This is a genomic window from Schumannella sp. GW821-FHT10F01 (genome assembly GCF_058809295.1).
The window spans coordinates 1-26007 of the sequence record NZ_JBXASM010000021.1; the positions used below are offsets into that span (position 1 = coordinate 1).

General features: G+C 72.6%; 25 protein-coding genes and 1 pseudogene. 24 read left to right on the top strand and 2 right to left on the bottom strand.

Translation table 11 applies throughout. From position 1 onward, the window contains the following. The 6 genes and pseudogenes from AC1RSJ_RS16070 to AC1RSJ_RS16095 all read left to right on the top strand — a co-directional run. Positions 1-494 (top strand): annotated as a pseudogene (locus AC1RSJ_RS16070) (hypothetical protein); the annotation flags it as partial. 165 nt (positions 495-659) lie between these two features. Further along, the gene (locus tag AC1RSJ_RS16075) at positions 660-1868 is read left to right on the top strand and encodes an ABC transporter substrate-binding protein (RefSeq protein WP_493119467.1); all 1209 of its coding nucleotides are present in this window, start codon (positions 660-662) and stop codon (positions 1866-1868) included. Then, entirely contained in the window at positions 1868-3064 is a 1197-nt protein-coding gene (locus AC1RSJ_RS16080) for an ABC transporter ATP-binding protein (RefSeq protein WP_493119469.1), read from the top strand. Before AC1RSJ_RS16075 ends, AC1RSJ_RS16080 begins: the two co-directional genes overlap by 1 nt. 1 nt (position 3065) lies before the next feature. After that, positions 3066-3995: an ABC transporter permease gene (locus tag AC1RSJ_RS16085; protein WP_493119470.1), complete on the top strand. Its 930-nt coding sequence runs from the start codon at positions 3066-3068 to the stop codon at positions 3993-3995. Then, positions 3992-4870: an ABC transporter permease gene (locus tag AC1RSJ_RS16090; RefSeq protein ID WP_493119471.1), complete on the top strand. Its 879-nt coding sequence runs from the start codon at positions 3992-3994 to the stop codon at positions 4868-4870. Before AC1RSJ_RS16085 ends, AC1RSJ_RS16090 begins: the two co-directional genes overlap by 4 nt. Next, positions 4870-6258: a transaminase gene (locus AC1RSJ_RS16095; RefSeq protein ID WP_493119472.1), complete on the top strand. Its 1389-nt coding sequence runs from the start codon at positions 4870-4872 to the stop codon at positions 6256-6258. The genes AC1RSJ_RS16090 and AC1RSJ_RS16095 overlap by 1 nt, the downstream gene beginning before the upstream one ends. 28 nt (positions 6259-6286) lie before the next feature. Here AC1RSJ_RS16095 and AC1RSJ_RS16100 read toward each other — a convergent pair whose 3' ends face one another. Then, complete coding sequence (locus tag AC1RSJ_RS16100; protein WP_493119473.1) at positions 6287-7240, bottom strand: asparaginase; 954 nt, start codon at positions 7238-7240, stop codon at positions 6287-6289. Beyond that, positions 7237-8586 carry a 4-aminobutyrate--2-oxoglutarate transaminase gene (gene gabT, locus AC1RSJ_RS16105; RefSeq protein WP_493119474.1) on the bottom strand — a complete coding sequence of 450 codons (1350 nt, stop codon included), beginning with the start codon at positions 8584-8586 and terminating at the stop codon, positions 7237-7239. The genes AC1RSJ_RS16100 and gabT overlap by 4 nt, the downstream gene beginning before the upstream one ends. Before the next feature lie 43 nt (positions 8587-8629). Between gabT and AC1RSJ_RS16110 the strand changes: the two genes are divergently transcribed. From AC1RSJ_RS16110 to AC1RSJ_RS16195, 18 genes are all read left to right on the top strand, one after another. Then, positions 8630-9106 (top strand): OsmC family protein, encoded by a 477-nt coding sequence (locus AC1RSJ_RS16110; RefSeq protein WP_493119475.1) that lies wholly within the window; start codon positions 8630-8632, stop codon positions 9104-9106. Next, on the top strand, positions 9103-10035 hold the full coding sequence (locus tag AC1RSJ_RS16115) for an aminoglycoside phosphotransferase family protein (RefSeq protein WP_493119476.1): 933 nt from the start codon (positions 9103-9105) through the stop codon (positions 10033-10035). The genes AC1RSJ_RS16110 and AC1RSJ_RS16115 overlap by 4 nt, the downstream gene beginning before the upstream one ends. 74 nt (positions 10036-10109) lie before the next feature. Then, positions 10110-10466, top strand: a complete 357-nt coding sequence (locus AC1RSJ_RS16120) for a helix-turn-helix domain-containing protein (protein WP_493119477.1) — start codon at positions 10110-10112, stop codon at positions 10464-10466. Between the two features lie 25 nt (positions 10467-10491). Further along, positions 10492-11760: a low temperature requirement protein A gene (locus tag AC1RSJ_RS16125; RefSeq protein WP_493119478.1), complete on the top strand. Its 1269-nt coding sequence runs from the start codon at positions 10492-10494 to the stop codon at positions 11758-11760. A gap of 79 nt (positions 11761-11839) precedes the next feature. Next, positions 11840-12802: an FKBP-type peptidyl-prolyl cis-trans isomerase gene (locus AC1RSJ_RS16130; protein ID WP_493119479.1), complete on the top strand. Its 963-nt coding sequence runs from the start codon at positions 11840-11842 to the stop codon at positions 12800-12802. A 5-nt stretch (positions 12803-12807) separates the two neighbouring features. Beyond that, positions 12808-13899, top strand: coding sequence for a 1-deoxy-D-xylulose-5-phosphate reductoisomerase (gene dxr, locus AC1RSJ_RS16135; protein WP_493119481.1), 1092 nt, complete (start codon positions 12808-12810; stop codon positions 13897-13899). Positions 13900-13953: 54 nt separating this feature from the next. Continuing rightward, a complete protein-coding gene (locus tag AC1RSJ_RS16140) occupies positions 13954-15357 on the top strand; it encodes a M50 family metallopeptidase (protein WP_493119482.1) in 1404 nt (467 codons plus the stop codon). A 70-nt stretch (positions 15358-15427) separates the two neighbouring features. Beyond that, positions 15428-16582 (top strand): flavodoxin-dependent (E)-4-hydroxy-3-methylbut-2-enyl-diphosphate synthase, encoded by a 1155-nt coding sequence (ispG, locus tag AC1RSJ_RS16145; protein WP_493119483.1) that lies wholly within the window; start codon positions 15428-15430, stop codon positions 16580-16582. A 325-nt stretch (positions 16583-16907) separates the two neighbouring features. Beyond that, positions 16908-17861 (top strand): AAA family ATPase, encoded by a 954-nt coding sequence (locus AC1RSJ_RS16150; RefSeq protein WP_493119493.1) that lies wholly within the window; start codon positions 16908-16910, stop codon positions 17859-17861. Further along, complete coding sequence (locus AC1RSJ_RS16155; protein ID WP_493119484.1) at positions 17858-18751, top strand: DUF58 domain-containing protein; 894 nt, start codon at positions 17858-17860, stop codon at positions 18749-18751. The genes AC1RSJ_RS16150 and AC1RSJ_RS16155 overlap by 4 nt, the downstream gene beginning before the upstream one ends. Continuing rightward, a complete protein-coding gene (locus AC1RSJ_RS16160; protein WP_493119485.1) occupies positions 18738-19211 on the top strand; it encodes a hypothetical protein in 474 nt (157 codons plus the stop codon). Before AC1RSJ_RS16155 ends, AC1RSJ_RS16160 begins: the two co-directional genes overlap by 14 nt. After that, positions 19202-20200 carry a vWA domain-containing protein gene (locus tag AC1RSJ_RS16165; RefSeq protein ID WP_493119486.1) on the top strand — a complete coding sequence of 333 codons (999 nt, stop codon included), beginning with the start codon at positions 19202-19204 and terminating at the stop codon, positions 20198-20200. The genes AC1RSJ_RS16160 and AC1RSJ_RS16165 overlap by 10 nt, the downstream gene beginning before the upstream one ends. Next, complete coding sequence (locus AC1RSJ_RS16170) at positions 20197-21258, top strand: VWA domain-containing protein (protein WP_493119487.1); 1062 nt, start codon at positions 20197-20199, stop codon at positions 21256-21258. The genes AC1RSJ_RS16165 and AC1RSJ_RS16170 overlap by 4 nt, the downstream gene beginning before the upstream one ends. Continuing rightward, positions 21255-22388, top strand: coding sequence for a hypothetical protein (locus AC1RSJ_RS16175; protein WP_493119488.1), 1134 nt, complete (start codon positions 21255-21257; stop codon positions 22386-22388). The genes AC1RSJ_RS16170 and AC1RSJ_RS16175 overlap by 4 nt, the downstream gene beginning before the upstream one ends. Positions 22389-22451: 63 nt before the next feature. Further along, complete coding sequence (locus AC1RSJ_RS16180) at positions 22452-24233, top strand: proline--tRNA ligase (RefSeq protein WP_493119489.1); 1782 nt, start codon at positions 22452-22454, stop codon at positions 24231-24233. Between the two features lie 77 nt (positions 24234-24310). After that, positions 24311-25291, top strand: coding sequence for a transcription termination factor NusA (nusA, locus tag AC1RSJ_RS16185; protein WP_493119490.1), 981 nt, complete (start codon positions 24311-24313; stop codon positions 25289-25291). Between the two features lie 36 nt (positions 25292-25327). After that, positions 25328-25609, top strand: coding sequence for a YlxR family protein (locus AC1RSJ_RS16190; RefSeq protein ID WP_493119491.1), 282 nt, complete (start codon positions 25328-25330; stop codon positions 25607-25609). Between the two features lie 71 nt (positions 25610-25680). After that, on the top strand, positions 25681-26007 hold a 327-nt coding region (locus AC1RSJ_RS16195), incomplete at its 3' end, for a translation initiation factor IF-2 N-terminal domain-containing protein (RefSeq protein WP_493119492.1).

Sequence of the window (26007 nt, forward strand, 5' to 3'; positions counted from 1 at the left end):
CCGACTGGGCGCCGCGGCGGGCCGGATCCGGCCGCTGGCGGGAGGCCGAGATCCAGGTCGCGCTGGCGCCGCCGCTGCCCGCGCCGGCCGGGGTGCCGCCGCCGGAGGTCGATCCCGGTTCGCTCGACGGCATCGTGTGCCCGGACGCGGCGGCGCTCGTCCGGCGGCTCCGGGCGCGCGGGATCGCGGCGCGGGAGCTGGGTACGGAGGACCCGCCCGGCGACCGCCCCGTCCCGCCCGGCGACCGCCCCGTCCCGCTCGGCGACCGCCCAGGCCCGCTCGTGGGCGACCCCGAGGCCTGGCAGGCGGACTGGGGCGCGCTCGAGCGGGTCCGCCGCGGCCGGCTGCTCGTAGCGGGGTGCAGCGCGCGCGAGCTGCGGGCGCTGCTCCGCTGCCGGGTGGTGCCGCCGCTCGACCCGGCCCGCGCCGAGGGATGGCTCGTCGAGGGCCGCCGCTGCCGCCGCGCGGGCGCCCCCTGGGCGGGTGTCGGATGACGGCGCTTTCCGCAGTCAGGAGGGCATCGGACCGCGGATTCCGTGAAATCTATGTTTCGAAACGGTCGATCGGTGCATCTGCGGGTTCTCCGACGCGGCACGGTATGCCAGGATCGACCCCACGGCAGCGGCCGTCCCAACGCAGCGAACGAGGAGTCTCCGTCCATGCCCCGTCGTCCCGAGGATCCCATCGTCCGCGAGCTCGTCAGCGCCGCGCGCCGCTCGACCCTGACCCGGCGGTCGCTGTTCGCGGCCGGCGGCGTCGGCGCCGCGACGCTCGCCCTGGCCGGCTGCGCCGCTCCCGCGGCGAAGAAGCTGAGCCCCGCGAAGGACGAGTCCTCGTCCGACAAGTCGCTTACGTGGGCGAACTGGGCGCTGTACCTCGACGAGGACGACGCGAAGAAGCACCCGACGCTCGAGGCGTTCACCGCGGCCTCCGGCATCAAGGTCGACTACCGGGTCGACGTCGACGACAACAACTCGTACTACGCGAAGGTGCGCGACCAGCTCCAGGCCGGCCGCGACATCGGCGCGGACACGGTCTGCCTCACGGACTGGATGGTGAGCCGTCTCATCCGCCTCGGCTACGTGCAGGAGCTCGACCGGGCGAAGATGCCGAACACCGACAACCTGCTGCCGGACCTCGTCGACGTCGACTTCGACAAGGGCCGCACGCATTCGCTCCCGTGGCAGGGCGGCTTCGCCGGCATCGCCTGGAACAGCGAGCAGGTCGAGGGCGAGCTGAAGAGCGTCGACGATCTCTGGAAGCCGGAGCTCAAGGGCAAGGTCGGCGTGCTCGCCGAGATGCGCGACACGATCGGCCTGATCATGCTGCAGCAGGGCGTCGACATCTCCGGCAAGTGGGGCGAGGACGAGTTCTCGAACGCCGTCGACGTGTTCAAGAAGCAGATCGGCGACGGCCAGATCCGCAACGTCAAGGGCAACAGCTACATCGACGACCTGCAGAGCGGCGACACCCTCGCGGCGATCGTGTGGTCCGGCGACATCGCGACGCTGAACGAGTCGGAGGACGGCAAGTTCAAGTTCGCGATCCCGGAGGCCGGCGGCACGCTCTGGTACGACAACTTCGTGATCCCGATGGGGTCGCCGCGCAAGGCGAACGCCGAGAAGCTCATCGACTGGTACTACGACCCGGAGATCGCCGCGCAGGTCGCCGCCTGGGTCAGCTACGTCACCCCGGTGAACGGCGCCGCCGCCGAGGCCGAGAAGATCGACCCGGAGCTCGCGACGAACCAGCTGATCTTCCCCGACGAGGCGACGCTGAAGACGGTCCACCAGTTCCGCACGCTGACCCCCGAGGAGGATCAGGCGTTCGGGACGGAGTTCCAGTCCGTGCTGCTCGGCGGCAGCTGATGGCCGGCTTCGACGAGGCCGGCGCCGACCTCCGGCTCGAGGGGATCACGAAGCGGTTCCCCGGCTTCACGGCCATCGAGAACCTCGACCTCACGATCCCGGCGGGCTCGTTCTTCGCGCTGCTCGGCCCGTCCGGCTGCGGCAAGACCACGACGCTGCGCCTGGTCGCCGGCCTCGAGGAGCCGACGGCGGGCCGCGTGCTCATCGGCGGCAAGGACGTCACCGAGCTGAAGCCGCACCAGCGGCCGGTCAACACGGTGTTCCAGTCGTACGCGCTGTTCCCGCACATGACGGTGCTGAAGAACGTCGAGTTCGGGCTGCGCCGGCGCGGCATCGGCGAGGCGACGAAGCTCGCGCACGAGGCCCTCCGCCTCGTCGAGCTCGACCATCTCGCCACCCGCCGGCCGGGTCAGCTCAGCGGCGGCCAGCAGCAGCGCGTCGCGCTCGCCCGCGCCGTCGTGAACCGGCCGGCGCTGCTCCTCCTCGACGAGCCGCTCGGCGCGCTCGACCTCAAGCTGCGCCGCCAGATGCAGATCGAGCTGAAGTCGATCCAGAACGAGGTCGGCCTGACGTTCGTCCACGTCACCCACGACCAGGAGGAGGCCATGACCATGGCCGACACGGTCGCGGTGATGAACAAGGGCGAGATCGAGCAGATGGGCGCACCCGAGGAGCTCTACGAGCTGCCCCGCACGACGTTCGTCGCGAACTTCCTCGGCCAGTCGAACCTGTTCACCGGCCCCGTCGTCGCCTCGAGCTCGGATGCGCTCACCGTCGACATCGGACCGGCCGCGGTCACGGTGCCGAAGCACCGCGCGCAACGGCACACCGGCCCGATCACGATCGGCGTGCGCCCCGAGAAGCTCCTGCTGCACACGACGGCGCCGACGCGGTCTGCGGGCGTCAACCTGCTCGGACCCGGCCGCGTCACCGACGTCTCGTTCACCGGCGTGAGCACCCAGTACCTCGTCGAGATCCCGGGCGTGCCGACCGTGACCGTCTTCGCGCAGAACATGGTCTTCGGGCCGGTCGTCCACCGCGGCGCCGAGGTCTGGGTGTCCTGGTCGGCGGACCACGGCTTCGGCCTCGACGACGACCCGGGCGAGCTCGCCTCGCTGCCGGACTCGCCGGTCGCGGCCGCGGACGCCGTGGACCCCGCCGCCGAGCCGGTGCCGGCCGCGGCGGACGGCGACTGACGTGGCGATCGGCGCCTTCGCGGGCGGACCGGCCGTCTCGACGGCGGGACCGGCCGACGCGGTGAAGCGCAGCGGCCCGATCGTGCTGCTGCTCCTGCTGCCCGGCGTGATCTACCTCGCGCTGACCTACGTCGCGCCGCTGCTGTCGCTCGCCGTGACGAGCCTCGAGAGCCCGTCGCCGAACTTCGACGGCACGTACTACTTCACCGGCAACGGGGGCAACTACGCGTCGGCGCTGGAGCAGTACGCGGGCATCCTCGGCCGGTCGTTCGGCTGGTCGCTGCTGGCCACGGTGTTCACGCTCCTGCTCGGCTACCCGCTGGCGTACTTCATCGGCGTGACGCTGCGGAAGTACCCGTTCTGGCAGAGCATCGCGCTCATCCTCGTGATCGCGCCGTTCTTCATCAGCTTCCTGCTGCGCACGCTCGCCTGGAAGTCGATCTTCTCGGACGACGGACCGGTCGTCAGCGCCCTCCAGGCGGTCGCGATCCTGCCCGAGGGCGCCCACATCACCGGCACCCCGTTCATGGTCGTGTTCGGCTTGACGTACAACTTCCTGCCGTTCACGGTGCTGCCGATCTACACCTCGCTCGAGCGCCTCGACCTGCGCTTCGTCGAGGCGTCCGGCGACCTCTACGCCGGCCGCTGGTCGACGTTCTGGCGCGTCGTGTTCCCGCTCTCGCTGCCGGGTGTCGTGTCCGGCACGCTGCTGACCTTCATCCCGGCGACCGGCGACTACGTCAACGCCGACCGGAGCTTCCTCGGCAGCGTGCAGACGCAGATGATCGGCAACGTCATCAACGACAACTTCCTCGCGAGCGAGAACAACACGCTGCCGATCGCCGCCGCCATGTCGATCGTGCTGATGATCGCCATCCTCATCCCGGTCGCCGTCTACGTCACCGCGAGCAAGACGGAGGACCTGCTGTGAGCATCCAGGCGGGCGCGGCCATCGCCGAGGCGGAGGCGCAGTCCGAGACGGGGACGGCATCGCCGCGGCGGCGCGAGCGCGGCGGCTTCCGCGGCCGGGCGGTCGCGATCTACTCGGTCGTGCTGCTCGCCGTGCTGCTCATCCCGATCGTGTACACGATCGCGTTCTCGTTCAACGCCGCGCGGCGCTCGAACATCGTCTGGGTCGGCTTCACGCTCGACAACTGGACCGGCATCTGCGACGACGCCCGCGTCTGCGGCGCGTTCGGCAACAGCATCCTGGTCGGCGTGGTCGCCACGATCGCGGCCTGCATCCTCGGCACCATGATCTCGCTCGCCCTCGCGCGGTTCCGCTTCCGGTTCCGCGCCGCGGTCACGGTGCTGCTGTTCCTCCCGATGGCGACGCCGGAGGTCGTGCTCGGCGCCGGCCTGTCGTCGCAGTGGGTGAACCTCGGGCTCGAGAAGAATCTGACGACGGTGATCGTCGCCCACATCATGTTCTGCATCAGCTTCGTCGTCGTGACCGTGCGGGCGCGCGCGTCGAGCCTCGACCCGGCGCTCGAGGAGGCCGGCCGCGACCTGTACGGCGGCCCGTTCCAGGTGTTCTGGCGCATCACGTTCCCGCTGCTGCTGCCCGGCATCGTGGCCGCCGGCCTGCTCTGCTTCGCACTGAGCTTCGACGACTTCATCATCACGAACTTCGTCTCCGGCAACGCCGAGACCCTGCCGAAGTACATCTACACGGCCGCCGCGCGCGGCATCCCGCCGCAGGCGAACGTGTTCGCGTCGGCCATCTTCCTCATCGCGATCGTGCTCGTGATCGTCGGGCAGCTCGGCGCGGGCGCCCGGCGCCGGCGTCTGCTCAAGGAGGGCTGATGTCCGGCGGCGCACCGCTCGGCTACCCGGATCGCGAGCGGCTCGCCCGGCTCTTCGCCGAGGAGACCGCGCGCTTCCGCGACGAGCGTCCGGCGTCCGCCGCGCTCTGGGAGCGGGCCCGCTCGAGCATGCCGGGCGGCGTCCCGATGCTCTGGATGCGCAAGTGGCCCTCGCCGTGGCCGGTATTCGTGGAGCAGGCGTCCGGCGCCCGCTTCGTCGACGCGGACGGCATCGACCACGTCGACCTCTGCCTCGGCGACACCGGCGCGATGGTCGGGCACGCCCCGGCCGCGAGCGTGGCGGCGATCACGGCGCAGCTCGGCCGCGGGTCGACCTTCATGCTCCCGACGGCCGACGCGGCGCCGGCCGCGGAGCTGCTCGACTCGCGCTTCGGCCTCCCGTTCTGGCAGTTCACGCTCTCGGCCACCGACGCGAACCGCCACGTGCTCCGGCTCGCGCGCATGGTGACCGGGCGCCGCAAGGTCGTGGTGATCGATTTCAGCTACCACGGCACGGTCGACGAGGCGTTCGCGACCCTCGACGACGACGGACGCACGGTCGCCCGCCGCGGCGACATGGGGCCGCCCGTCGATCCCTCCGAGACGACGATCGTCGTGCCGTTCAACGACCTGCCCGCGCTCGAGGCGGCACTGGCCACCGGCGAGGTCGCGGCCGTGCTGGCCGAGCCGGCCATGACGAACATCGGCATCGTGCTGCCCGACGACGACTGGCACGAGGGCGTCTGGCGGCTCTGCCGCGACGCCGGGACGCTGCTCGTGCTCGACGAGACGCACACGCTCTGCGCCGGACCGGGCGGCATGACGGCGCGCGACGGCCTCCGCCCCGACGTGGTCGTGCTCGGCAAGACGATCGCCGGCGGCGTGCCGGCCGGCGCCTGGGGCATGACGGATCACCTCGCGACGCGAGTGCTCGAGGCGCTGGAGCGCAACGGAGCCGGTCTCGAGGACATCGACGTCGGCGGCATCGGCGGCACGCTCGCCGGCAACGCGGTGTCGATGGCGGGCATCCGCGCCACGCTCGGCGAGGTGCTCACGCCCGAGGTCTACCCGGGCATGATCGCCCGCGCCGCCGAGTGGACCGCCGGCGTGCAGGCCGCCATCGACGAGGCCGGAGCGCCATGGCAGGTCACGCAGCTCGGCGCGCGCGCCGAGTACAGCTTCCTGCCGCACGCGCCGCACGACGGCCGCGAGGCGGCAGACGCCGACGACTTCGAGCTGCAGCAGTACCTGCACCTCCACGCGCTGAACCGGGGCATCCTCATCACGCCGTTCCACAACATGGCGCTGATGAGCCCGGCGACGACCTCGGCCGACGTCGATCGGCACACGGTCGCGTTCCGCGAGGCCGTGGCCGCGCTGTTCGGCTGAGACGGCTCGCCGCCCCGGGCGACGCTCCTCAGACGGCGAGGCGGATGGCGCCGACGACCGCCGCGCCGCCGGTGATCCGCTCGGTGGACGCCGCGATCGCGGCGTCGGCGGCCTCGGCCTCGATCGCACCGCTGCGGGCGAGCAGCGTCAGGCCGATGAGCGCGGTCGCGCGCGGCGAGCCGTCGAGCACCTTCAGCGCGACGGAGGTGCCGTCCGGGGCGACGGCGACGAGCACGCCCTCCGCCCCGCCCTTCGCGAACGCCCCGGTGCGCTCGATCGCGACGGTGTTCGCGCGGCCCGGGCCGTCGAGCGCCCACGGCTGCGCGAGCACGGCGGAGGCGAGCGCGCGGCCGTGCTCGTCCTCGCGCAGCGCGCGCGAGATGCCGCGGGCGAGCTGCCGGATCGTGACGGCGTGCAGCGGCGCGCCGCAGCCGTCGACGCCCGAGTGCTCGACCGGCGCGCCGGTGAACTCGGCGACGACGTCGCGGATCCGCGCCTGCAGCGGATGCTCCGGATCGAGGTAGTCGGCCGTCGACCAGCCCTCGCGCACGGCCGCGGCGAGGAACGCGGCGTGCTTGCCGGAGCAGTTGTACGCGATGCGGCTCGGCCCGTCGGCGGCGTGCGCGGCCCTCGGATCGCCCGGCCACGCGGACGGGGTCTGCAGCGCCTCGCGACCGAGGCCGGCGGTCGCGAGCATCCGGTCGACGACGGCGATGTGCTCGGGCGTGCCGGCGTGGCTGGCCGCCGCGAGCACCGTCTCCTCCTCGTCGAGCGCGATGCCCGACCGCAGCGCGGCGATCGCCTGCAGCGGCTTCAGCGACGAGCGCGGGAACACCAGCGCGTCGACGTCGCCGTGGGCCGCGAGCTCGCCGCCGTCCGGATCGAGCACGACGGCCGCGCCGAGATGCCGCGACTCGTCGAGCCCGCTGCGCTCGACGACGGCGAGCTCGACGGCGCCGCCGAGGTCCAGCGGCGCGGTCACTCGGCTGCCGTCAGCGCGGCGTCGAGCACGCCGACGGCGTCGCGGAGCTGGTCGTCGGTGATGACGAGGCTCGGCAGGAAGCGCAGCACGTTGCCGGAGGTGCCGGCGGTCAGCACGAGCACGCCCTGCTGCAGCGCGGCGGCGGCCACCGCGGACACGAGGTCGGCCCGCGGGGCGCCGGACTCCGGGTCGACGAGCTCGATCGCGAGCATCGCGCCGAGTCCGCGCACCTCGGCGACCACCGGATGGGCGGCCCGCAGGTCGCGGAGCAGCGGCACGAGGGTGCCCTCGATGCGACGCGCCTCGGCGGTGAGGTCGTCGCGCTCGATGCGCTCGAACACGGCGACGGCGGCCGCGCACGCGACCGGGTTGCCGCTGAAGGTGCCGCCGAGCCCGCCCGGGTGGGCGGCATCCATGATCTCCGCGCGGCCGGTCACCGCCCCGAGCGGCAGGCCGCCGGCGATGCCCTTCGCGGTGAGCACGAGGTCGGGCTCCACGGCCATCCGCTCGCTCGCGAACCAGGCGCCGCTGCGCGCCATGCCGCTCTGGATCTCGTCGGCGATGAACACGACGCCGTTGTCCGTGCACCAGGACTGGATGGCGGCGAGGTAGCCCTCGGCGGGCACGACGAAGCCGCCCTCGCCCTGGATCGGCTCGGCCACGACGCAGGCGAGGTCGACGGCGCCGATCGACTTCTCGAGGTAGGCGATCGTGCGGGCGGCGGCCGCGGCGCCGTCCAGGCCGTCGCGGAGCGGGTACGAGTTCGGCACGCGGTGCACGCTGCCGGCGAGCGGGCCGAAGCCGGCGCTGTAGGGCATGGCCTTGAACGTCATGGCCATCGTGAGGTTCGTGCGCCCGTGGTAGGCGTGGTCGAGCACGGCGACGCCCGAGCGGCCGGTGAAGCGCCGCGCGATCTTCACGCCGTTCTCGACCGCCTCGGCGCCCGAGTTCACGAGCATCGACTTCTTCGCGAACGAGCCGGGCGTGTGCTCGGCCAGCAGCTCGGCGACCCGCACGTAGCCCTCGTAGGGCGTGATCGTGAACATGCCGTGCACGAGCTCGCCGAGCTGGGCGCGCGCCGCGGCGACGACGGCCTCGTCGGTGTGGCCGATCGTGGTCACGCCGATGCCCGAGCCGAGGTCGAGGAAGCGGTTGCCGTCGACGTCCTCGACGACGGCGCCGTGGGCGCGGGCGAGGAACACGGGCTGGGCGGAGGCGACGCCGGAGGCGACCGCGGCGGTGCGGCGCTCCTGGAGCGCGATCGAGCGCGGTCCGGGGATCGCGGTCACGACCCGCCGCTCCTGCGGCACGGCGGCTAGCGTGGGGGAGTCGAGGGTGTCGGTCACGTCGCCGAGCCTACCGAGCAGCGCCGTCACGGAAGGGGCCCGGATGCCGTCGGAGCACCGTTACGAGGTCGCGGCCCGCTGGGCCGGCAACCGGGGATCCGGCACGTCGAGCTACCGCTCGTACGGCCGCGAGACCGTGCTCAGCACGCCGGGGGCGCCGGACATCGCCGGCAGCGCCGACCGGGTGTTCCACGGCGACGCGGAGCGCTGGAACCCCGAGGAGCTGCTGCTCGCCGCGCTGAGCGAGTGCCACCTCCTCACCTACCTCTACGAGGCGGCGTCGAACGGCATCGTCGTCGAGGCCTACGAGGACGCGGCGTCGGGCGAGATCGAGGTGGTCGGCGACGCCGGTCGGTTCACGTCCGCGACGCTGCGCCCGGTGGTCACGATCTCGGCTGGCGACCCGCGGCTGGCCCTCGAGCTGCACGCGTCGGCGAGCCGCAAGTGCTTCATCGCGGCGAGCCTGGCCTTCCCGATCCGGCACGAGCCGCGCATCGTGGTCGCCGACGACCCGCTGTGACCGACGCCGCGAGCAGCTCGACGCCCGCAGGTCCGGTGCGCCGGGAGCTCGTCGACGAGCCCCTCGTCGCCCGGCTGATCGCCGCGCAGTTCCCGCAGTGGGCGGCGCTCCCGGTCGTGCAGGTGCTGCCCGGCGGCAACGACAACCGCACGTTCCGGCTCGGCGATCGGATGCTCGTCCGCCTGCCGAGCGCCGCCGAGTACGCGGGCGCCGTGGAGAAGGAGCATCGCTGGCTGCCGGTGCTCGCGTCGCACGTGCCGGTGCCCATCCCGGTGCCGATCGGCGTCGGCGCGCCGGCGGAGGGCTATCCGCTGCCCTGGTCGGTGTACGGCTGGCTGGAGGGCGACTCCGCGATCGGCGCGGAGCTCGACCTGTCGGCGCTCGCCCGCGACGTCGCCGCGGCGCTCGTCGCGCTGCGCGGCGCGCCGGCGGCCCGCGGTCCGCTCCCTGGGCAGCACAACTGGTGGCGGGGCGGGCCGCTCTCGCACTACGACGGCGGCACCCGCGAGGCGCTCGCCCGGCTGCGCGGCGAGCCCGGCGTGGACGTCGAGGCCGCGGCCGCGATCTGGGACGACGCGCTCGCGAGCCGCTGGGACCGCGACCCGGTCTGGTTCCACGGCGACGTGGCCCGCGGCAACCTCCTCGTGCGCGACGGCCGCCTCTCGGCCCTGCTCGACTTCGGCACCTGCGGCATCGGCGACCCGGCCTGCGACCTCGCGCTCGCCTGGACCGACCTCGACGACCCGGCGCGCGACGTGTACCGCGACGCGCTCGGCCTCGACGAGGCGACCTGGCGGCGCGGCCGCGGCTGGGCGGTCTGGAAGGCGCTCATCACGATCGAGCGCCGCGTGCCGGGCCGGCCGGAGGGTGCGGTCTCCGCGGCCTCCCGTCGGACGCTCGCGGCGGCCGTTGCCGACGCGGGCGCCTGACGGGCGTTCCGCCCGCGGCGAACGGGGGCGCGGGCCGCTCGCCCCGTGTCGCCGGGCGGCGCTACCGTCGTCGCATGCTGCTCCGCGACGCGATCGGCTCGACGCTCCGCCGCATCCGGCTGGACTCCGGACGGACGCTGCGCGATGTCGCGCTCGACGCCGCCATCTCGATGCCCTATCTGTCCGAGATCGAGCGGGGCCGCAAGGAGGCCTCGAGCGAGGTGCTCGCCGGCATCCTGCGCGCGCTCGGGCTCTCCCTGCTCGACCTGCTGGCCGAGGTCGCCGAGGAGCAGCGAGCGCAGCAGCGCATGGTCGATCTCGCCGCCGAGCGCCAGGAGCGCCAGCGGATCGCCGTCGGCGTGCGGCGTCCGGCGGAGGCGCCGGAGCGGCGCACGGCCTCCGCCCCCATCACGCCGTCGCTCGCAGCCTGACCGGGATCGATCGCGAGGACCGGCCGTGAGCATCCGCGACGTGGTCACCGGCCGGCTGCTCGCCGCCGAGACCTCGCAGGAGGGCGACCGGGTCACGACGCTCGAGCTGTTCTTCGACCTCGTGTTCGTGTTCGCGTTCACCCAGGTGACGGCGCTCATGTCGGAGCACGGCACCGCGGTCGGCGTCGCGCAGGGGCTCGGCGCCCTCGGGATGGTCTGGTGGTCGTGGACCTCGTTCGCCTGGCTCGCCAACCAGGCCCACGCCGATCGGGGGGTCGTCCGGATCGGCATGCTCGCGGCCACCGCGCTCATGTTCGTGGTGACGCTCGCGATGCCGCAGGCGTTCCATCCGTCGGGCGGCGACACGTTCGCCTCCGCCGTGTTCGTCGTCGGCATCACCGCCGTCTCGCTCGTGCACCTCGTGGTCTACCTGGTTGCGGCGGGTGGCGACGGCGCCCTGCGGCGCCAGATCGTGCTCAGCATCGGCGTCACCGTGCTGCCGGTCACCGCCCTCCTCGTGACGGGCGCGGCGATCGGCGGCGAGGCGCAGGCCTGGCTGTGGCTGGCCGCGCCGATCGTCGAGGGCGTGATCATCTTCGCCACCTCCCACGGCGGCTCCTGGCGCATCTACTCGCTCGCCCATTTCGCCGAGCGGCACGGCCTCGTCGTGATGCTCGCGCTCGGCGAGTCGGTCGTGGCGATCGCCACCGGCGTGGCGGCCGGCCGCGGCGCCGGCGAGGGGGAGGAAGCGCTGCCGCTGACCCCGTCGATCATCCTCGCCGCGGTGATCGGCGTCGCGCTCGCCCTGACGCTGTGGTGGCAGTACTTCGACCGGCTCGGCCTCAGCGTGGAGCACGCGCTCTCGCGCCGTCGCGACCGCGGCCGCGTCGACGCGATCACCGACGTCTACACCTACCTGCACCTCGGGCTCGTGGCGGGCATCATCATCTCCGCGCTCGGGGTCGAGCAGGCGATGCACGCGGTCGAGTCGCACCACGAGCTCGGCGCGTTCGGCGCGATCGCCCTCGCCGCCGGCCCGGCGCTGTACCTGGCCGTCACCGCGGCCGTCTGGGCCCGCGTCTCGCGCACCTGGTCGGTGCTCCGCCTCGTCGGCGCGCTCGCGCTGCTCGCGCTGATCCCCGTGATCGCGGGGCTGCCCGCCATCCCGGCCCTGCTCGTGGTCACGGGACTGTCGATCCTGCTGACGGCCCTCGAGCGCGCGCTCGGGCCCCGCGGCAAGGTGCGCTTCCGTCAGCTGAGCCGCCGTCCGGTCGACGCAGCCGCAGACGCCTGAGGCGGCCGCCCCGAGCGGATGCGGAGGCGGGATGCGTCAGACTGGACGCGACCCCCGCTCGATCGACCGGAAGATCCCCATGCGCCCCGCCGTCCCCGCCCTCGCCGCCGCCGCCCTCGTGCTCGGCGCGCTCACCGCCTGCTCCGGACAGGCCGGCACGTCGTCGGCGGAGGGCTGCCCCGCGGCCCAGCCGGGCGACGCGTCGAACGGCATCAAGGTCACCGGCAAGCTCGGCGCCGAGCCGAAGGTGACCTTCGACAAGGGCCTCAAGGTCGACTCGACGCAGCGCACCGTCATCACCGGCGGCGACGGCGACGCCGTCGCGAAGGGCGACAGCGTGCGCTGGGCCTACTCGCTCTACAACGGCACGACGGGCAAGCAGATCGCCGACGGCATCGGCTACAAGAAGAGCGACTCGCAGACGATCGCCGTGAACGACAAGTCGATCGTCGGCCTTTCGAGCATGCTGCTCTGCACGAACACGGGCACGCGCGTGGCCGCCGTCATCCCGCCGGAGGAGGCGTTCGGCAGCACCGGCTCCGAGCAGCTCGGCCTCGGCGCGAGCGACAATCTCGTGGTCGTCGCCGACGTGCTCGAGATCGTGCCCTCGAAGGCCACCGGCGAGGTGCAGAAGCCGGAGTCCGGCTTCCCCACCGTGACGCGCGCGAAGTCCGGCCAGCCGAAGGTCACCATCCCGAAGGACTTCGCGGTGCCCTCGACCACGAAGACGTCGGTGCTGATCAAGGGCTCCGGGGCGAAGGTGGCGAAGGACTCGACGGTCACGATCCAGTACCAGGGCCTCGACGCGGCGACCGGCGAGATCTTCCAGCAGACCTGGGGCGCGGACGGCAGCGGCCCGTACACCGGCTCGGCCTCCGGCTTCGTCGCGGGCTTCACGCAGGCGATCGTCGGCCAGACGGTCGGCTCGCAGGTGATCACCGTCATCCCGGCCGCCGAGGCGTACGGCGCGACCGCCGACGGCAGCAGCCAGCTGGCCGGCAAGGACCTCATCTTCGTCGTCGACATCCTCTCCGCGAGCTGATCGTCGTGCGCCGCGTCCTGATCCTCGGCTCCACGGGGTCGATCGGCACGCAGGCGCTCGACATCGTGCGCCGCAACCCCGAGCTGTTCGAGGTGGTCGGGCTCGCGGCGGGACGGAACGCGGAGCTGCTCGCGGAGCAGGCCGCACGCTTCGGCGTCGAGCACACCGCGCTCGGCGCCGACGACGCGGTGCGGCTCGTCCGCGACGTCGAGGCGGATGTCGTGCTCAACGGCATCACCGGCTCGGTCGGCCTGCTGCCGACGCTCGAGGCGCTGAAGACCGGCGCGACCCTGGCGCTCGCGAACAAGGAGTCGCTCATCGTCGGCGGCGAGCTCGTCACGGGCGCCGCGGCGCCCGGCCAGCTCGTGCCGGTCGACTCCGAGCACTCGGCGATCGCGCAGGCGCTGCGCTCCGGCGCCGCCGGAGAGGTGCGGCGGCTCGTGCTGACGGCCTCCGGCGGTCCGTTCCGCGGCCGCACCCGCGACCAGCTCGCGGCGGTGACGCCGTCGGAGGCGCTGGCGCACCCGACCTGGGACATGGGCGTCGTCGTGACCACGAACTCCTCGACCCTCGTCAACAAGGGGCTCGAGGTGATCGAGGCGCACCACCTGTTCGGCGTGCCGTACGACCGCATCGAGGTGACCGTGCATCCGCAGTCGATCGTGCACTCGATGGTGGAGTTCGTCGACGGCTCGACGATCGCGCAGGCGTCGCCGCCGGACATGCGCCTGCCGATCGCGCTCGGGCTGGCCTGGCCGGACCGCGTGCCGGGAGTCGGCGTGCCGCTCGACTGGCGCACCGCGTCCGCCTGGACCTTCGAGCCGCTCGACGACGCCGTCTTCCCGGCCGTGCGGCTCGCGAAGCGGGTCGGGCAGGCCGGGTCGAGCTACCCGGCCGTCTTCAACGCCGCGAACGAGCAGGCCGTCGAGGCGTTCCACGCCGGGCGGATCCCGTACCTCGGCATCCTCGAGACCGTCGAGCGCGTCGTCGACGCGCACGAGCCGGCGGCGGAGCTGACCCTGGAGGCGGTGCTCGATGCCGAGCGCTGGGCGCGGGATGCCGCGGACCGCCTGCTCGCCGGGGGAGTCAACGGCTAGCTCACTCGAACGCGGGGGTCCGCTCACAGCCTGGTGCGCCTAGCATGGCCGCTCGTGGAGACCGTTCTGCTGTACATCCTCGGCGTGCTCGTCGTCGTCGTCGGGCTCGCGGTGTCGATCGGCCTCCACGAGTTCGGCCACCTCATCCCGGCGAAGCTCTTCGGCGTGCGCGTCGGCCAGTGGATGATCGGCTTCGGCCCGACCCTGTTCTCGAAGAAGGTCGGCGAGACCGAGTACGGCGTGAAGGCCGTGCCGCTCGGCGGCTACATCTCGATGGCGGGCATGTACCCGCCGGAGCGGCTGCGCAAGCGCGGTCGGCTGTTCCTCCGGCCCGCCCGTGACGGCGACACCGACCTCGGCGACGTGCTGCCCGAGGGCGAGCGCGTCGGCCGCAGCGGCAGCACCGGCTTCTTCGACACGATGGTGCAGGACGCCCGCAGCGGCGACCGCGAGACCGTGCGCGACGGCGAGGAGCACCGCACCTTCTGGCAGCTCCCGTGGTGGAAGCGCATCGTCATCATGCTCGGCGGGCCGGTCGTCAACCTGATCCTCGGGGTGCTCATCACTGGCATCGTCCTGTGCGGCTTCGGCACGTCGCAGAACACCACCACCGTCGCCTCGGTGTCGCAGTGCGTCGTGCCGCAGACCGCGTCGGGCACCCCCGAGGACTGCGACGGCAAGACCGCCTCGCCGGCGGCGGCCGCCGGGTTGAAGCCCGGCGACCGGCTCGTGTCGCTCGACGGCACGGCGGTGACGAGCTGGGAGCAGGCGACGCAGATCCTGCGGGCCTCGGCCGGGAAGACCCTCTCGCTCGTGGTGGACCGCGACGGCGCCGAGCAGACCCTGGCGATCACGCCGATCGAGAACCAGGTGGCGGTCACCGACGATCTCGGGCAGGTCGTCAAGGACGGCGCCGGCAGGACCGAGACCCAGACCGTCGGCTTCGTCGGCATCGGCAGCGTGGCCCAGATCCGCCCCCAGCCCGTCACGGCCGTGCTGCCGTTCGTGTGGAGCAACATCACCCACGTCGGCAACGTCGTGCTGAACTTCCCGCAGCGCATCGCCCAGGTGGCCGAGGCCACCTTCGGCGGGCAGGCGCGCGACCCGAACGGCCCGATCGGCGTCGTCGGCGTCGGCCGTCTCGCCGGCGAGGTCGCGAGCGTCGACGCGCCGATCAGCGGCCGCGTCGCCACGCTGCTCAGCCTGCTCGGCTCGCTGAACATCGCGCTGTTCGTCTTCAACCTCGTGCCGCTGCTGCCGCTCGACGGCGGCCACGTGATCGGCGCGCTGTGGGAGGCGATCCGCCGCGCGGGCGCGCGCCTCCTCAAGCGCCCGGATCCCGGCCCGGTCGACATCGCGAAGGCCCTGCCCCTGACCATGGCCGTCGCCGTGATCCTCGGCGGCACCAGCCTGCTGCTGCTCGTCGCCGACATCATCAACCCGGTGAAGCTGTTCTGAGCCTGGACATGCGCGCCGAGCCGCCCCGGCGCACAGCGGTCCGTGACCAGCGCCGCGTACGCTGGAGCCCATGCCCGCCGTGAACATCGGGATGCCGAAGCCTCCTCCGGAGACGCTGGCACCCCGCCGCCAGACCCGTCAGATCCGCGTCGGCAAGGTCCTCGTCGGCGGCGACGCGCCGATCAGCGTCCAGTCGATGACCACGACGCCGACCACGAACATCAACGCGACACTCCAGCAGATCGCCGAGCTGACCGCGTCCGGCTGCGACATCGTCCGGGTGGCGGTGCCGAGCCAGGACGACGCCGACGTGCTGCACATCATCGCGAAGAAGTCGCAGATCCCGGTGATCGCCGACATCCATTTCCAGCCGAAGTACGTGTTCCAGGCGATCGACGCCGGCTGCGGCGCGGTGCGCGTGAACCCGGGCAACATCCGCAAGTTCGACGACCAGGTCGGCGCGATCGCGAAGGCGGCGAAGGATGCGGGCGTGAGCCTGCGCATCGGCGTCAACGCCGGCTCGCTCGACAGGCGCCTGCTCGAGAAGTACGGCAAGGCGACCCCGGAGGCGCTCGTCGAGAGCGCGGTCTGGGAGGCGAGCCTCTTCGAGGAGCACGACTTCCACGACTTCAAGATCTCGGTCAAGCACAACGACCCGATCGTGATGGTGAAGGCCTACCGGATGCTCGCCGAGCGCGGCGACTGGCCGCTGCACCTCGGCGTGACCGAGGCCGGCCCGGCGTTCCAGGGCACCATCAAGAGCGCGACGGCCTTCGGCATCCTGCTCTCCGAGGGCATCGGCGACACCATCCGCGTCTCGCTCTCGGCCCCGCCGGCCGAGGAGGTCAAGGTGGGCCTGCAGATCCTGCAGTCGCTCAACCTGCGCGAGCGCCGGCTCGAGATCGTGTCGTGCCCGTCGTGCGGCCGCGCGCAGGTCGACGTCTACACGCTGGCCGACAGCGTCACCGAGGGCCTCAAGGGCGTCACGGTGCCGCTGCGCGTCGCCGTCATGGGCTGCGTCGTGAACGGCCCGGGGGAGGCCCGCGAGGCGGACCTCGGCGTCGCGTCCGGCAACGGCAAGGGCCAGATCTTCGTCAAGGGCGAGGTCGTGAAGACGGTGCCGGAGGCGGAGATCGTGGAGACGCTGATCGCCGAGGCGCGCCGCATCGCCGACGAGATGGGGCCCGATGCCGCGATCGGCAGCCCCGAGGTCGTCACCGCCTGACCTCCCAGCGGCGGCGTGCCGGATAGTGAATCCGACTCGGCTATGCTGATCCACCAGCCATCTCGACGAGGGGACCTCCGTGACCGACAGCCGCAGCCCGTTCGCACCCGGCGGGCAGCCCGCTCCGCAGTCGGCCCCGGGCACCAGCGCGCAGCAGTGGTCGGCGCCGGGCGGTCAGGGCGGCCCGCAGCAGCCCGGCTCGCACGCGCAGCCCGGTCCGCACCCGCAGGGGCAGCCCTCCCACGCGCAGCAGCCGGCGTCGTTCGGCAGCCCGCACGCCCCGCGTCCCGGCACCTCGGCGCTCGAGGACGCGGAGACGCGGCGCGTGATCGACATCGTGTCCCGCATCAGCACCGCGTTCGGCCGCAAGGTGGTCGGCCAGCAGGCGCTGCGCACGAGCATCATGGTCGCGCTCATCGCCGGCGGTCACATCCTGCTCGAGAGCGTGCCGGGCCTCGCGAAGTCGACGGCCGCGAACACGCTCGCGAAGGCCGTGAAGGGCGAGTTCCGCCGCATCCAGTGCACGCCGGACCTGCTGCCCTCCGACATCCTCGGCACCCAGGTCTACGACGCGCCGAACTCGCGCTTCGTCACCCAGCTCGGCCCGGTGCACGCGAACATCGTGCTGCTCGACGAGATCAACCGCTCCAGCGCGAAGACCCAGAGCGCGATGCTCGAGGCGATGCAGGAGCGCCAGACCTCGATCGGCGGCACGATCTACAAGCTGCCGGACCCGTTCCTCGTCATCGCGACGCAGAACCCGATCGAGCAGGAGGGCACCTACCAGCTGCCCGAGGCGCAGCTCGACCGCTTCCTGCTCAAGGAGGTGCTCGGCTACCCCGACGCGCAAGACGAGTTCGAGATCCTCCGCCGCCTCGACGAGGGGGTCTTCGACCGCGACGACGACGAGAGCGCGCTGACGCTCGACGACGTGCTGTTCGTGCAGCAGGCCGCCCGCAAGGTCTTCGTCTCCGAGCAGGTGCGCCGCTACCTCATCGCCCTCGTCGACGCGACGCGCAATCCGGGCCGCGTGATCGCACCCGACCTCGCCCGGCTCGTCGAGTACGGCGCCTCGCCGCGCGCGAGCATCGCGTTCCTCTCGGCCGCGCGGGCGCTCGCCCTGCTGCAGGGCCGCGACTACGTCATCCCGGAGGACATCAAGCAGCTCTCGCGCCGCGTGCTCGGCCATCGCGTCGTGCTGACGTTCGAGGCGGACGCGATCGAGGTCACCTCGTGGCAGGTCGTCGAGGCGATCGTCCAGGCCGTCCCGACGCCGTGACCGACACCGCGCTGCTGCCGCGGATCAAGTCGCGGCTCTTCATCGCCGCGAACCGGCGGTCCACGAACATGCTCGACGGTGCCTACGCGTCCGTCATGGTGGGCCGCAGCCTCGACTTCGACGACCTCCGCGCCTACGTGCCCGGCGACGAGGTCGACGACATCGACTGGAAGGCGACGGCGCGCACCGGCACGCCGCTCGTCAAGCGCTACCTCCAGACCCGTCGCCAGGACGTGATGTTCCTCATCGACACCGGCCGCGGCATGGCCGCGATGGCGGAGGGCGGCGAGTCGAAGCGCGACGTCGCCATCCAGGTGGCCGGCGTGCTGGGGTACCTCTCGCTCCGGCACGGCGACTCGGTCGGGCTGCTCAGCCGCACCGGCGACCGGGTGCTGGCCCGGCGGCCGCGCGCGAGCGAGCACTGGCTCGAGACGCTGCTGCGCCAGATCCACGACCAGACCCGGCTCAGCTCGCCGATCTGCGACGTGCCCGACCTCGTCGACCGGGTGTCGCGGCTGCTGCGCAAGCGGAGCATCGTGATCGTGGTGGCCGACGACGTGCCGCCGCAGGCCCGCCTCGAAGACGGCCTGAAGCGGCTCGCCGCTCGGCACGAGCTGCTCTGGATCACCGTCGCCGACGTCGACCTCGTGCACGGCGACGGATCGAAGCGCCCCGTGGTCGGGGTGGACGAGGACCTGCCGCTGCCGTCGATCCTGCGCGCCGACCGCGGCCTGGCCCGCGACTACGCCCGCGCCACGGCCGCCCGGATCGCGTCGCAGGAGGACTTCTTCACGCGCCTCGGCGTCTCCCACGCCCGCGTCGCGCGGGTGGGCGACGTCGTGCCGACCCTGCTCACCCTGCTGAGGAGGCGGTCGCGTGCCGGACGTTGACGACCTGTTCGACCCCGCCGTCTACGACTGGTGGTGGTGGGCTGTGCTGCCGGTGTTCCTCCTGCTGCTGGCCGGCTGGATCCTGCTCGCCCGCCTCCTGGCGCGCCGCGCCGGTCGTCCGCCGAAGGCCATCGACCTGCCGACCGTCTGGGTGCCGCCGAAGGACGCCGCAGACCAGGCGCTCGAGCGCATCGACGCGACCGTCCGCGCCGCCCGCGAGGGCGAGCTCGACGCGCGCGAGGTGCACGTCGAGCTCAGCGCCATCGTGCGCGAGTACGGGTTCAAGCGCACCGGCGTCGATGCGCGCAGCATGACGCTCGACGAGCTGCGGCGCAGCCGCCTGCCGCAGGTCGCCGACACGGTCGCGAGCTTCTATCCGATCGCCTTCGCCCCCGATCCGGAGGCGGAGGTCGAGCCGGCCGCGGAGCGGGCGAGGACGGTGGTGCGCTCATGGAGCTGACCTGGGCCTGGATGCCCCTCGTGCTCGCGGCGGTGATCGGCATCGGCATCGCGGTCGTGCTGCTCGCCACCCGCGGGCGGGCGCACCGCGGCGATCGCGACGTCGTCGCCGCCGCGAACCTGGCGCGGCTCACGGCGCTGCCGCGCTACCGCCGTGCGTACCGCCGCGGCCTGCTGCTGTTCGGCATCATGGCGGTCGTCTCGCTCGTCACCCTCGGCGGGCTCTCGATCGCGGCCGCGCGGCCGATCAGCACGAAGATCGAGAGCACCGAGAGCTCGAGCCGCGACCTCGTGCTCTGCCTCGACGTGTCCGGCTCGATGCTTCCCTCCGACGCGAAGGTGCTCGAGACGTTCCGCGACATCGTGCGGGGCTTCGATGGCGAGCGGATCTCGCTCGTGATCTGGAACGCGTCCGCCGTGCAGGTCTTCCCGCTCACCGACGACTACAACTACATCGACGATCAGCTCTCCCGCGCCGCGGACGCCGCGCGCGACGGCGGCTACTCCTCCGACTTCGACCTGCTCAACGGCACCCTGGTCGGCGACGGCAGCGCGTCATCCCTCGTCGGCGACGGACTCGCCTCCTGCGTGCTGCGCTTCGACAACAACGACACCAAGCGCTCGCGCACGATCGTGCTCGCGACCGACAACGAGACCCGCGGCCAGGGCATCGTCACGGTCGACGAGGCGATCACGTTCGCCGACGAGCGGAAAGTGCGCGTCTACGCGATCTCGCCGACCACCTTCGGCGTGAAGTCGAGCTACGTTCGCGACCTCGAGGACGAGGTCGACAAGACCGGCGGCCGGCTCTACGGCCTGGGGGAGTCGAGCACCGCCGACCGCATCGTCGAGGAGGTGCTCGAGGACCAGGCGTCGAAGCTCGAGGGCGCCCCGAAGCTGGTGGTCACCGACCACCCCGGCGTGCCGCTCGTGATCGGGTTCCTCGGGTTCTGGGTGATCGTGCTCGTCGGCTGGAGGATGCGCGCGTGATCCTCCTCCCCGTCATCCCCGTCGGCTGGATCGTGTTCCTCGCGATCGTGCCGCTCGGCATCCTCGTCTGGCAGCTCGTGCGCACGCGCTCGTGGCGCGAGCGCTGGTCGCCGATCCGCCGCCTCGTCGCGCTCGCGCTGCTGACGACCGCGGCCATCGGCCCCGCGCTCGCCTCGGGGGGCACGACGAAGGAGGTCGTGTCGGACGTCGACGTCATCGTCGTCATGGACACCACGACGAGCTCGAACGCCGAGGACTACGGCGACGGCCGCACCCGGCTCGATCTCATGAAGGACGACGTCCGCGACCTCACGGAGGCGTATCCCGGCGCGCGCTTCGCGCTCATCACGTTCGACGCGAGCGCCTCGCTCCGCGTGCCGCTCGTGACCGACGAGAACGCGCTGCTGTCGTACCTGCAGGACCTCACGGTCGAGGTGACGGGCAGCTCGCAGGGCTCGACGCCGTACGAGGCCGACCAGCTCGTGGCCCGCACGCTCGTCGACGCGCGCGCCAGCGACCCGAACCGCGTGCGCGTCGTGTTCTACCTCGGCGACGGCGAGACCACGGCCGACGACCCGGACCAGACCGACTTCCTCGCGCCGAAGGGGCTCTTCGACACCGGCCGCGTCTACGGCTACGGCACGCCGGGCGGCGGTCCGATGCGCCAGAACTCGTTCCAGGACTACCAGGGCGCGTTCGACGGCACCTCCGACGGGCCGCCGGATCCGACGGCGGCGCCGACGCAGGAGCCGTACGTCGTCGATCCGTCCACCGGCCAGCCCGCGATCTCCCGCATCGACGAGGACACGCTCCGGGCCATCTCGAAGGATCTCGGTGTGGACTACGAGCACCGCGATCCGGGCACGCGGCCGTCGTTCCCGGCGGTCGACGCGGAGCTGGGCAAGACGATCGACGTGCCGAACGAGACGATCGAGGCGAGACTGTACTGGGTTCCGATCATCCCGGCGTTCCTGCTGCTCGCCTGGGACCTGATGATCGGATGGCGGGCGTTCGGCGAGCTGCGCCGGGCCCGGCCGGGAAAGGGAGTGCGACGATGACGGATGTCAGGACCGACCGGTCTTCCGCCGACGAGCGGCCGCCCTGGGTCGCGCTGTTCGGCGACGACGCGCCCGACGCGCTCGCGACCCCCTACGAGGTGGCGCGGCGGCGGCGCAAGCTGCTCGGCCTCTCGATGCTGCTCATCGTGCCGGTCGGCATCTTCGCGCTCGGCGCGATGATCAACGTGGTGCTCGTCGCGGCCGCGGCGAACTCGTACGCGCAGAAGGACTACCTCGGCAGCGCCTCGTGGTCGCGGGCGAGCGTCAGCCTGAACCCCATCGACCCGTTCCTGCCGCACTACAACCTCGGCACCGCCTACACGAAGGCCGGGCTGCTCGACGACGGCCGCACGGAGCTGACGCTCGCGGTGCAGAACGCGCCGGATCCGGTGACCCAGTGCCCTGCCCGCGCGAACCTCGCGCTGACCTACGAGAAGCTCGGCGACCGCTCGACGAAGAACGGCGATACCGACCAGGCCGTGAAGCAGTACCTCACCGCGGCCACGCTCTGGCAGCGGGTCGACGGCGACGTCTGCTTCCAGTCGCAGCAGTTCTCCGACCGCGACGACGCCGCCATCGAGCGGCTCCGCGACAAGCTGCCCCAGCAGGACCAGAGCCAGGACCCCGCTCAGGACCCGGACCAGGACCCGACCCAGGACCCGCCGGGGCAGAACGGCCAGAACGGGCAGCCCCAGGACGGCCAGGGCCAGGACGGGCAGGGCCAGGACGGGCAGGGCCAGGACGGTCAGAGCGGTCAGGGCCAGGACGGCCAGGGGAGCGGCCAGGGGACCGGCGACGGATCCCAGAGCGGCAGCGGCAGCGGCAGCCAGCCGGGCGACGGATCCCAGAATGGCACCGGAAGCCAGGGCGGCGGCACGCAGAGCGGCGACGGCACCGGCGGCACGCAGAACGGCAGCGGCGGCACCCAGAACGGCAGCGGCCAGGAGGGCGGCTCGAGCTCGGGCACGGGGAACGGCGACGGCCAGCAGGGCGGCATCGGCGAGACGAAGGACTCCAGCCGGTCGCTCGGCGACAAGCTCGGGCAACTGAAGTCGCGCGACGAGCAGTCGACACGGGCGCGCGACCAGGGCGACCGGGCTCGCGGCGGCGGCGTCTCGAAGCCCTGGTGATCACCCCGGCCGGCCGGACGCGGCCGGTCGGCGGGTCGCGGCGCACTCGGTACGGTAGGGGTCGTGCCCACACGACTCTCGAAGCTCTTCGTCCGCACGCTGCGCGACGACCCCGCTGACGCGGAGGTCGCGAGCCACCGCCTCCTGGTGCGCGCCGGCTACGTCCGCCGCCAGGCGCCGGGCATCTTCGCGTGGCTGCCGCTCGGACTCCGGGTGCGGGCGAACATCGAGCGCGTCATCCGCGAGGAGATGGCGGCCGCGGGCGCGCAGGAGGTGCACTTCCCCGCGCTGCTGCCCCGCGAGCCCTACGAGCAGTCCGGCCGCTGGGAGAGCTACGGCGACGGCATCTTCCGTCTGCAGGACCGCAAGGGCGCGGACTACCTGCTCGCGCCGACGCACGAGGAGATGTTCACCCTGCTCGTGAAGGACCTGTACTCCTCGTACAAGGACCTGCCGCTGACGATCTTCCAGATCCAGGACAAGTACCGCGACGAGGCGCGCCCCCGCGCCGGCCTCCTGCGCGGTCGCGAGTTCACCATGAAGGATGCGTACTCGTTCGACGCGAGCGACGCCGGCCTCGACGCCTCCTATCAGGAGCAGCGCGACGCCTACGAGCGGATCTTCACCCGCCTCGGGCTCGAGTACGTGATCGTCGCGGCGGACAACGGCCTCATGGGCGGCGCGCGCAGCGAGGAGTTCCTGCACCCGACGGCGATCGGCGAGGACACCTTCGTGCGGTCGGACGGCGGCTACGCCGCGAACGTCGAGGCCTATGTCACCGAGCCCGGCACGCCCCGCGGCTACGAGGGGCTCTCGCCGCAGGAGGTGCTCGCGACGCCGGGCACGCCCACGATCGCGAGCCTCGTCGAGGTCGCCAACGCGCGGCACCCGCGTCCCGACGGCCGGGCCTGGACCGCGGCCGACACGCTGAAGAACGTCGTGCTCGCGCTGACGCACGTCGACGGCAGCCGCGAGCTCGTCGTCGTCGGCCTGCCCGGCGACCGCGAGGTCGACATGAAGCGCGCGGAGGTGGCCTTCGCCCCCGCCGGGATCGAGCCCGCCACCGAGCAGGACTTCGACCGCTACGACGAGCTCGTCAGGGGCTACATCGGACCGTGGTCGCCGCAGGGCGCCATCCTCGGCGAGGAGTCGGCGACCGGCATCCGGTACCTCGTCGACCCGCGCGTCGCCGAGGGGTCCGGCTGGATCACCGGCGCCAACGTCGACGGCCACCACGTGTTCGGGCTCGTCGCGGGCCGCGACTTCGGCTGGGACGCGACGGTCGAGGCCGCGGAGGTGCGCGCCGGCGACCCGGCGCCCGACGGCTCCGGCCCCGTGGAGCTCGCCCGCGGCATGGAGATCGGCCACGTGTTCCAGCTCGGCCGCTTCTTCGCCGAGACGCTCGGCCTCAACGTGCTCGACGAGAACGGCAAGCTCGTCACCGTCACGATGGGCTCGTACGGCATCGGCGTGACGCGTATCCTCGCCGCCATCGCGGAGACCACGCACGACGACCGCGGCCTGCTCTGGCCCGACGAGGTGGCGCCCTTCGACGTGCACGTCATCGCGACCGGCAAGGACGCCGTGGCGTTCGAGCTGGCCGAGTCCGTCGCGGCGCGGCTCGAGGATCACCGGCTCGACGTGCTCTACGACGACCGCCCGAAGGTGTCGCCCGGTGTGAAGTTCGGCGACGCCGAGCTGCTCGGTGTGCCGCGCGTCCTCATCGCCGGACGCCGCGCCGCGGAGGGGGTCGTGGAGTACTGGGACCGCCGCTCGGGGGAGCGTGAGGAGCTCCCGGTCGAGGAGGCCGTCGAGCGGCTCCGGTCGACGGCGCGCTCCCGGTAGGGCTCGCTCCCGCTAGACTGGGGGGTCGCATCCGCGTTCGGGGTGCGGTTGAAACTGGATATCGGGAGGCCCCTGCGATGGACATCGACCTCGGAGTGCTCCGGCTCATGGAGCGCGAGCGGGAGATCCCGTTCGACGAGCTGGTCACGATCATCGAGCAGGCCATCCTCACGGCCTACCTGAAGCACACCGATCAGGCGCCCGACGCCGGTGCGCGCGTCGAGCTCGACCGCAAGAGCGGTCACGTCACGGTCTACGTGCCGGAGCACGACGACGAGGGCGAGGTCGTCGGCGAGGCCGTCGACAGCCCCGAGGACTTCGGCCGCATCGCCGCGTTCGCCGCCAAGCAGGTCATCAACCAGCGCCTGCGCGACATCGGCGACGACAAGGTGCTCGGCGAGTTCCGCAACAAGGAGGGCGACATCGTCGCCGGCATCATCCAGCAGGGACCCAACCCGCGGATGGTGCATATCGACCTCGGCAGCATCGAGGCGATCCTGCCGCCGGAGGAGCAGGTGCCGGGGGAGGAGTACCCCCACGGCCAGCGCATCCGCGTCTACGTCACGAGCGTGTCGAAGGGGCTCAAGGGCCCGTCGATCACCGTCAGCCGCACCCATCCGGGGCTCGTGCGCAAGCTGTTCGCGCTCGAGGTGCCCGAGATCGCGTCCGGCGTCGTCGAGATCGCGTCGCTCGCCCGCGAGGCCGGCCACCGCACGAAGCTCGCGGTGCGCTCGACGCAGCCCGGCGTGAACGCCAAGGGCGCCTGCATCGGCGAGCTCGGCCAGCGCGTCCGCGCGGTCACCTCCGAGCTCGGGTCGGAGAAGATCGACATCGTCGACTGGTCGGAGGACCTCGCCACGTTCGTGGCGAACGCGCTCTCGCCGGCCAAGGTGTCGAGCGCGTTCGTGGTCGACCAGAGCCTCAAGGCCGTCCGGGCGCTCGTGCCCGACTACCAGCTCTCGCTCGCCATCGGCAAGGAGGGCCAGAACGCCCGCCTCGCCGCGAAGCTGACGGGGGCGCGCATCGACATCCAGCCCGACTCCGTCATGGAGTCCTGACGCGGGTGCGGCGGACTCTCCGGCAGGAGGGGTAGCATGGAACCCGTACGGACCTGTCTGGGCTGCCGGCAGCGTGCTCCCCGTTCCTCCCTCGTGAGGTACGTCGCGCGCGACGGCCGAGTGGTCGCGGATCCCGCGGCCTCGCTCCCGGGGCGGGGAGCCTGGCTGCACCCCGCGGCCGAGTGCCTCGCAGCAGCGCTCAAGCGCCGAGCCTTCGGGCGGGCGCTGCGGCGGCAGGACCTGGATACGCAAGGGATCGGCTCGAGCCTCGAGCCGGCCGGACTGAACGAAACGGTCGAAACCACCATGGACAACTGATGAGCGGCTCGAAATGAGTTCCGTCACCAAGTGAGTCCACCCTGTCCGGGTGGACCCGAGACAGGAGAATTGTGGCCAACCCACGCGTGCACGAGATCGCGAACGAACTCGGCATCGACAGCAAGCTTGCGATGGACAAGCTGAAGGACATGGGCGAGTTCGTCAAGAGCCCGTCGTCCTCCATCGCCCCGCCGGTCGCCCGTCGCCTCAAGGCGGCGCTGGTCGAGGCCGGCGTCGAGGCGCCGGAGGCCAAGCCGGCCCCGAGGCCCGCCGCCCGGCCCGGCCCCGCCGCGCCCAAGCCGGCTCCCGCAGCCGCGACCCCGGCTCCCGAGCCGGAGGCGCGTCCCGCCGCGCAGGCGGCGGCGCCGGCCCCCGCCCCGCAGGCTGCGGCTCCGGCC

Bases quoted from the DNA above. Each gene is read 5' to 3' on its own strand.
- AC1RSJ_RS16175 (WP_493119488.1), top strand. From the start codon at position 21,255: ATGACGGATGTCAGGACCGACCGGTCTTCCGCCGACGAGCGGCCGCCC.
- AC1RSJ_RS16075 (WP_493119467.1), top strand. From the start codon at position 660: ATGCCCCGTCGTCCCGAGGATCCCATCGTCCGCGAGCTCGTCAGCGCC.
- AC1RSJ_RS16165 (WP_493119486.1), top strand. From the start codon at position 19,202: ATGGAGCTGACCTGGGCCTGGATGCCCCTCGTGCTCGCGGCGGTGATC.
- AC1RSJ_RS16190 (WP_493119491.1), top strand. From the start codon at position 25,328: ATGGAACCCGTACGGACCTGTCTGGGCTGCCGGCAGCGTGCTCCCCGT.
- AC1RSJ_RS16130 (WP_493119479.1), top strand. From the start codon at position 11,840: ATGCGCCCCGCCGTCCCCGCCCTCGCCGCCGCCGCCCTCGTGCTCGGC.
- AC1RSJ_RS16120 (WP_493119477.1), top strand. From the start codon at position 10,110: ATGCTGCTCCGCGACGCGATCGGCTCGACGCTCCGCCGCATCCGGCTG.
- AC1RSJ_RS16080 (WP_493119469.1), top strand. From the start codon at position 1,868: ATGGCCGGCTTCGACGAGGCCGGCGCCGACCTCCGGCTCGAGGGGATC.
- nusA (WP_493119490.1), top strand. From the start codon at position 24,311: ATGGACATCGACCTCGGAGTGCTCCGGCTCATGGAGCGCGAGCGGGAG.
- ispG (WP_493119483.1), top strand. From the start codon at position 15,428: ATGCCCGCCGTGAACATCGGGATGCCGAAGCCTCCTCCGGAGACGCTG.
- AC1RSJ_RS16110 (WP_493119475.1), top strand. From the start codon at position 8,630: ATGCCGTCGGAGCACCGTTACGAGGTCGCGGCCCGCTGGGCCGGCAAC.
- AC1RSJ_RS16095 (WP_493119472.1), top strand. From the start codon at position 4,870: ATGTCCGGCGGCGCACCGCTCGGCTACCCGGATCGCGAGCGGCTCGCC.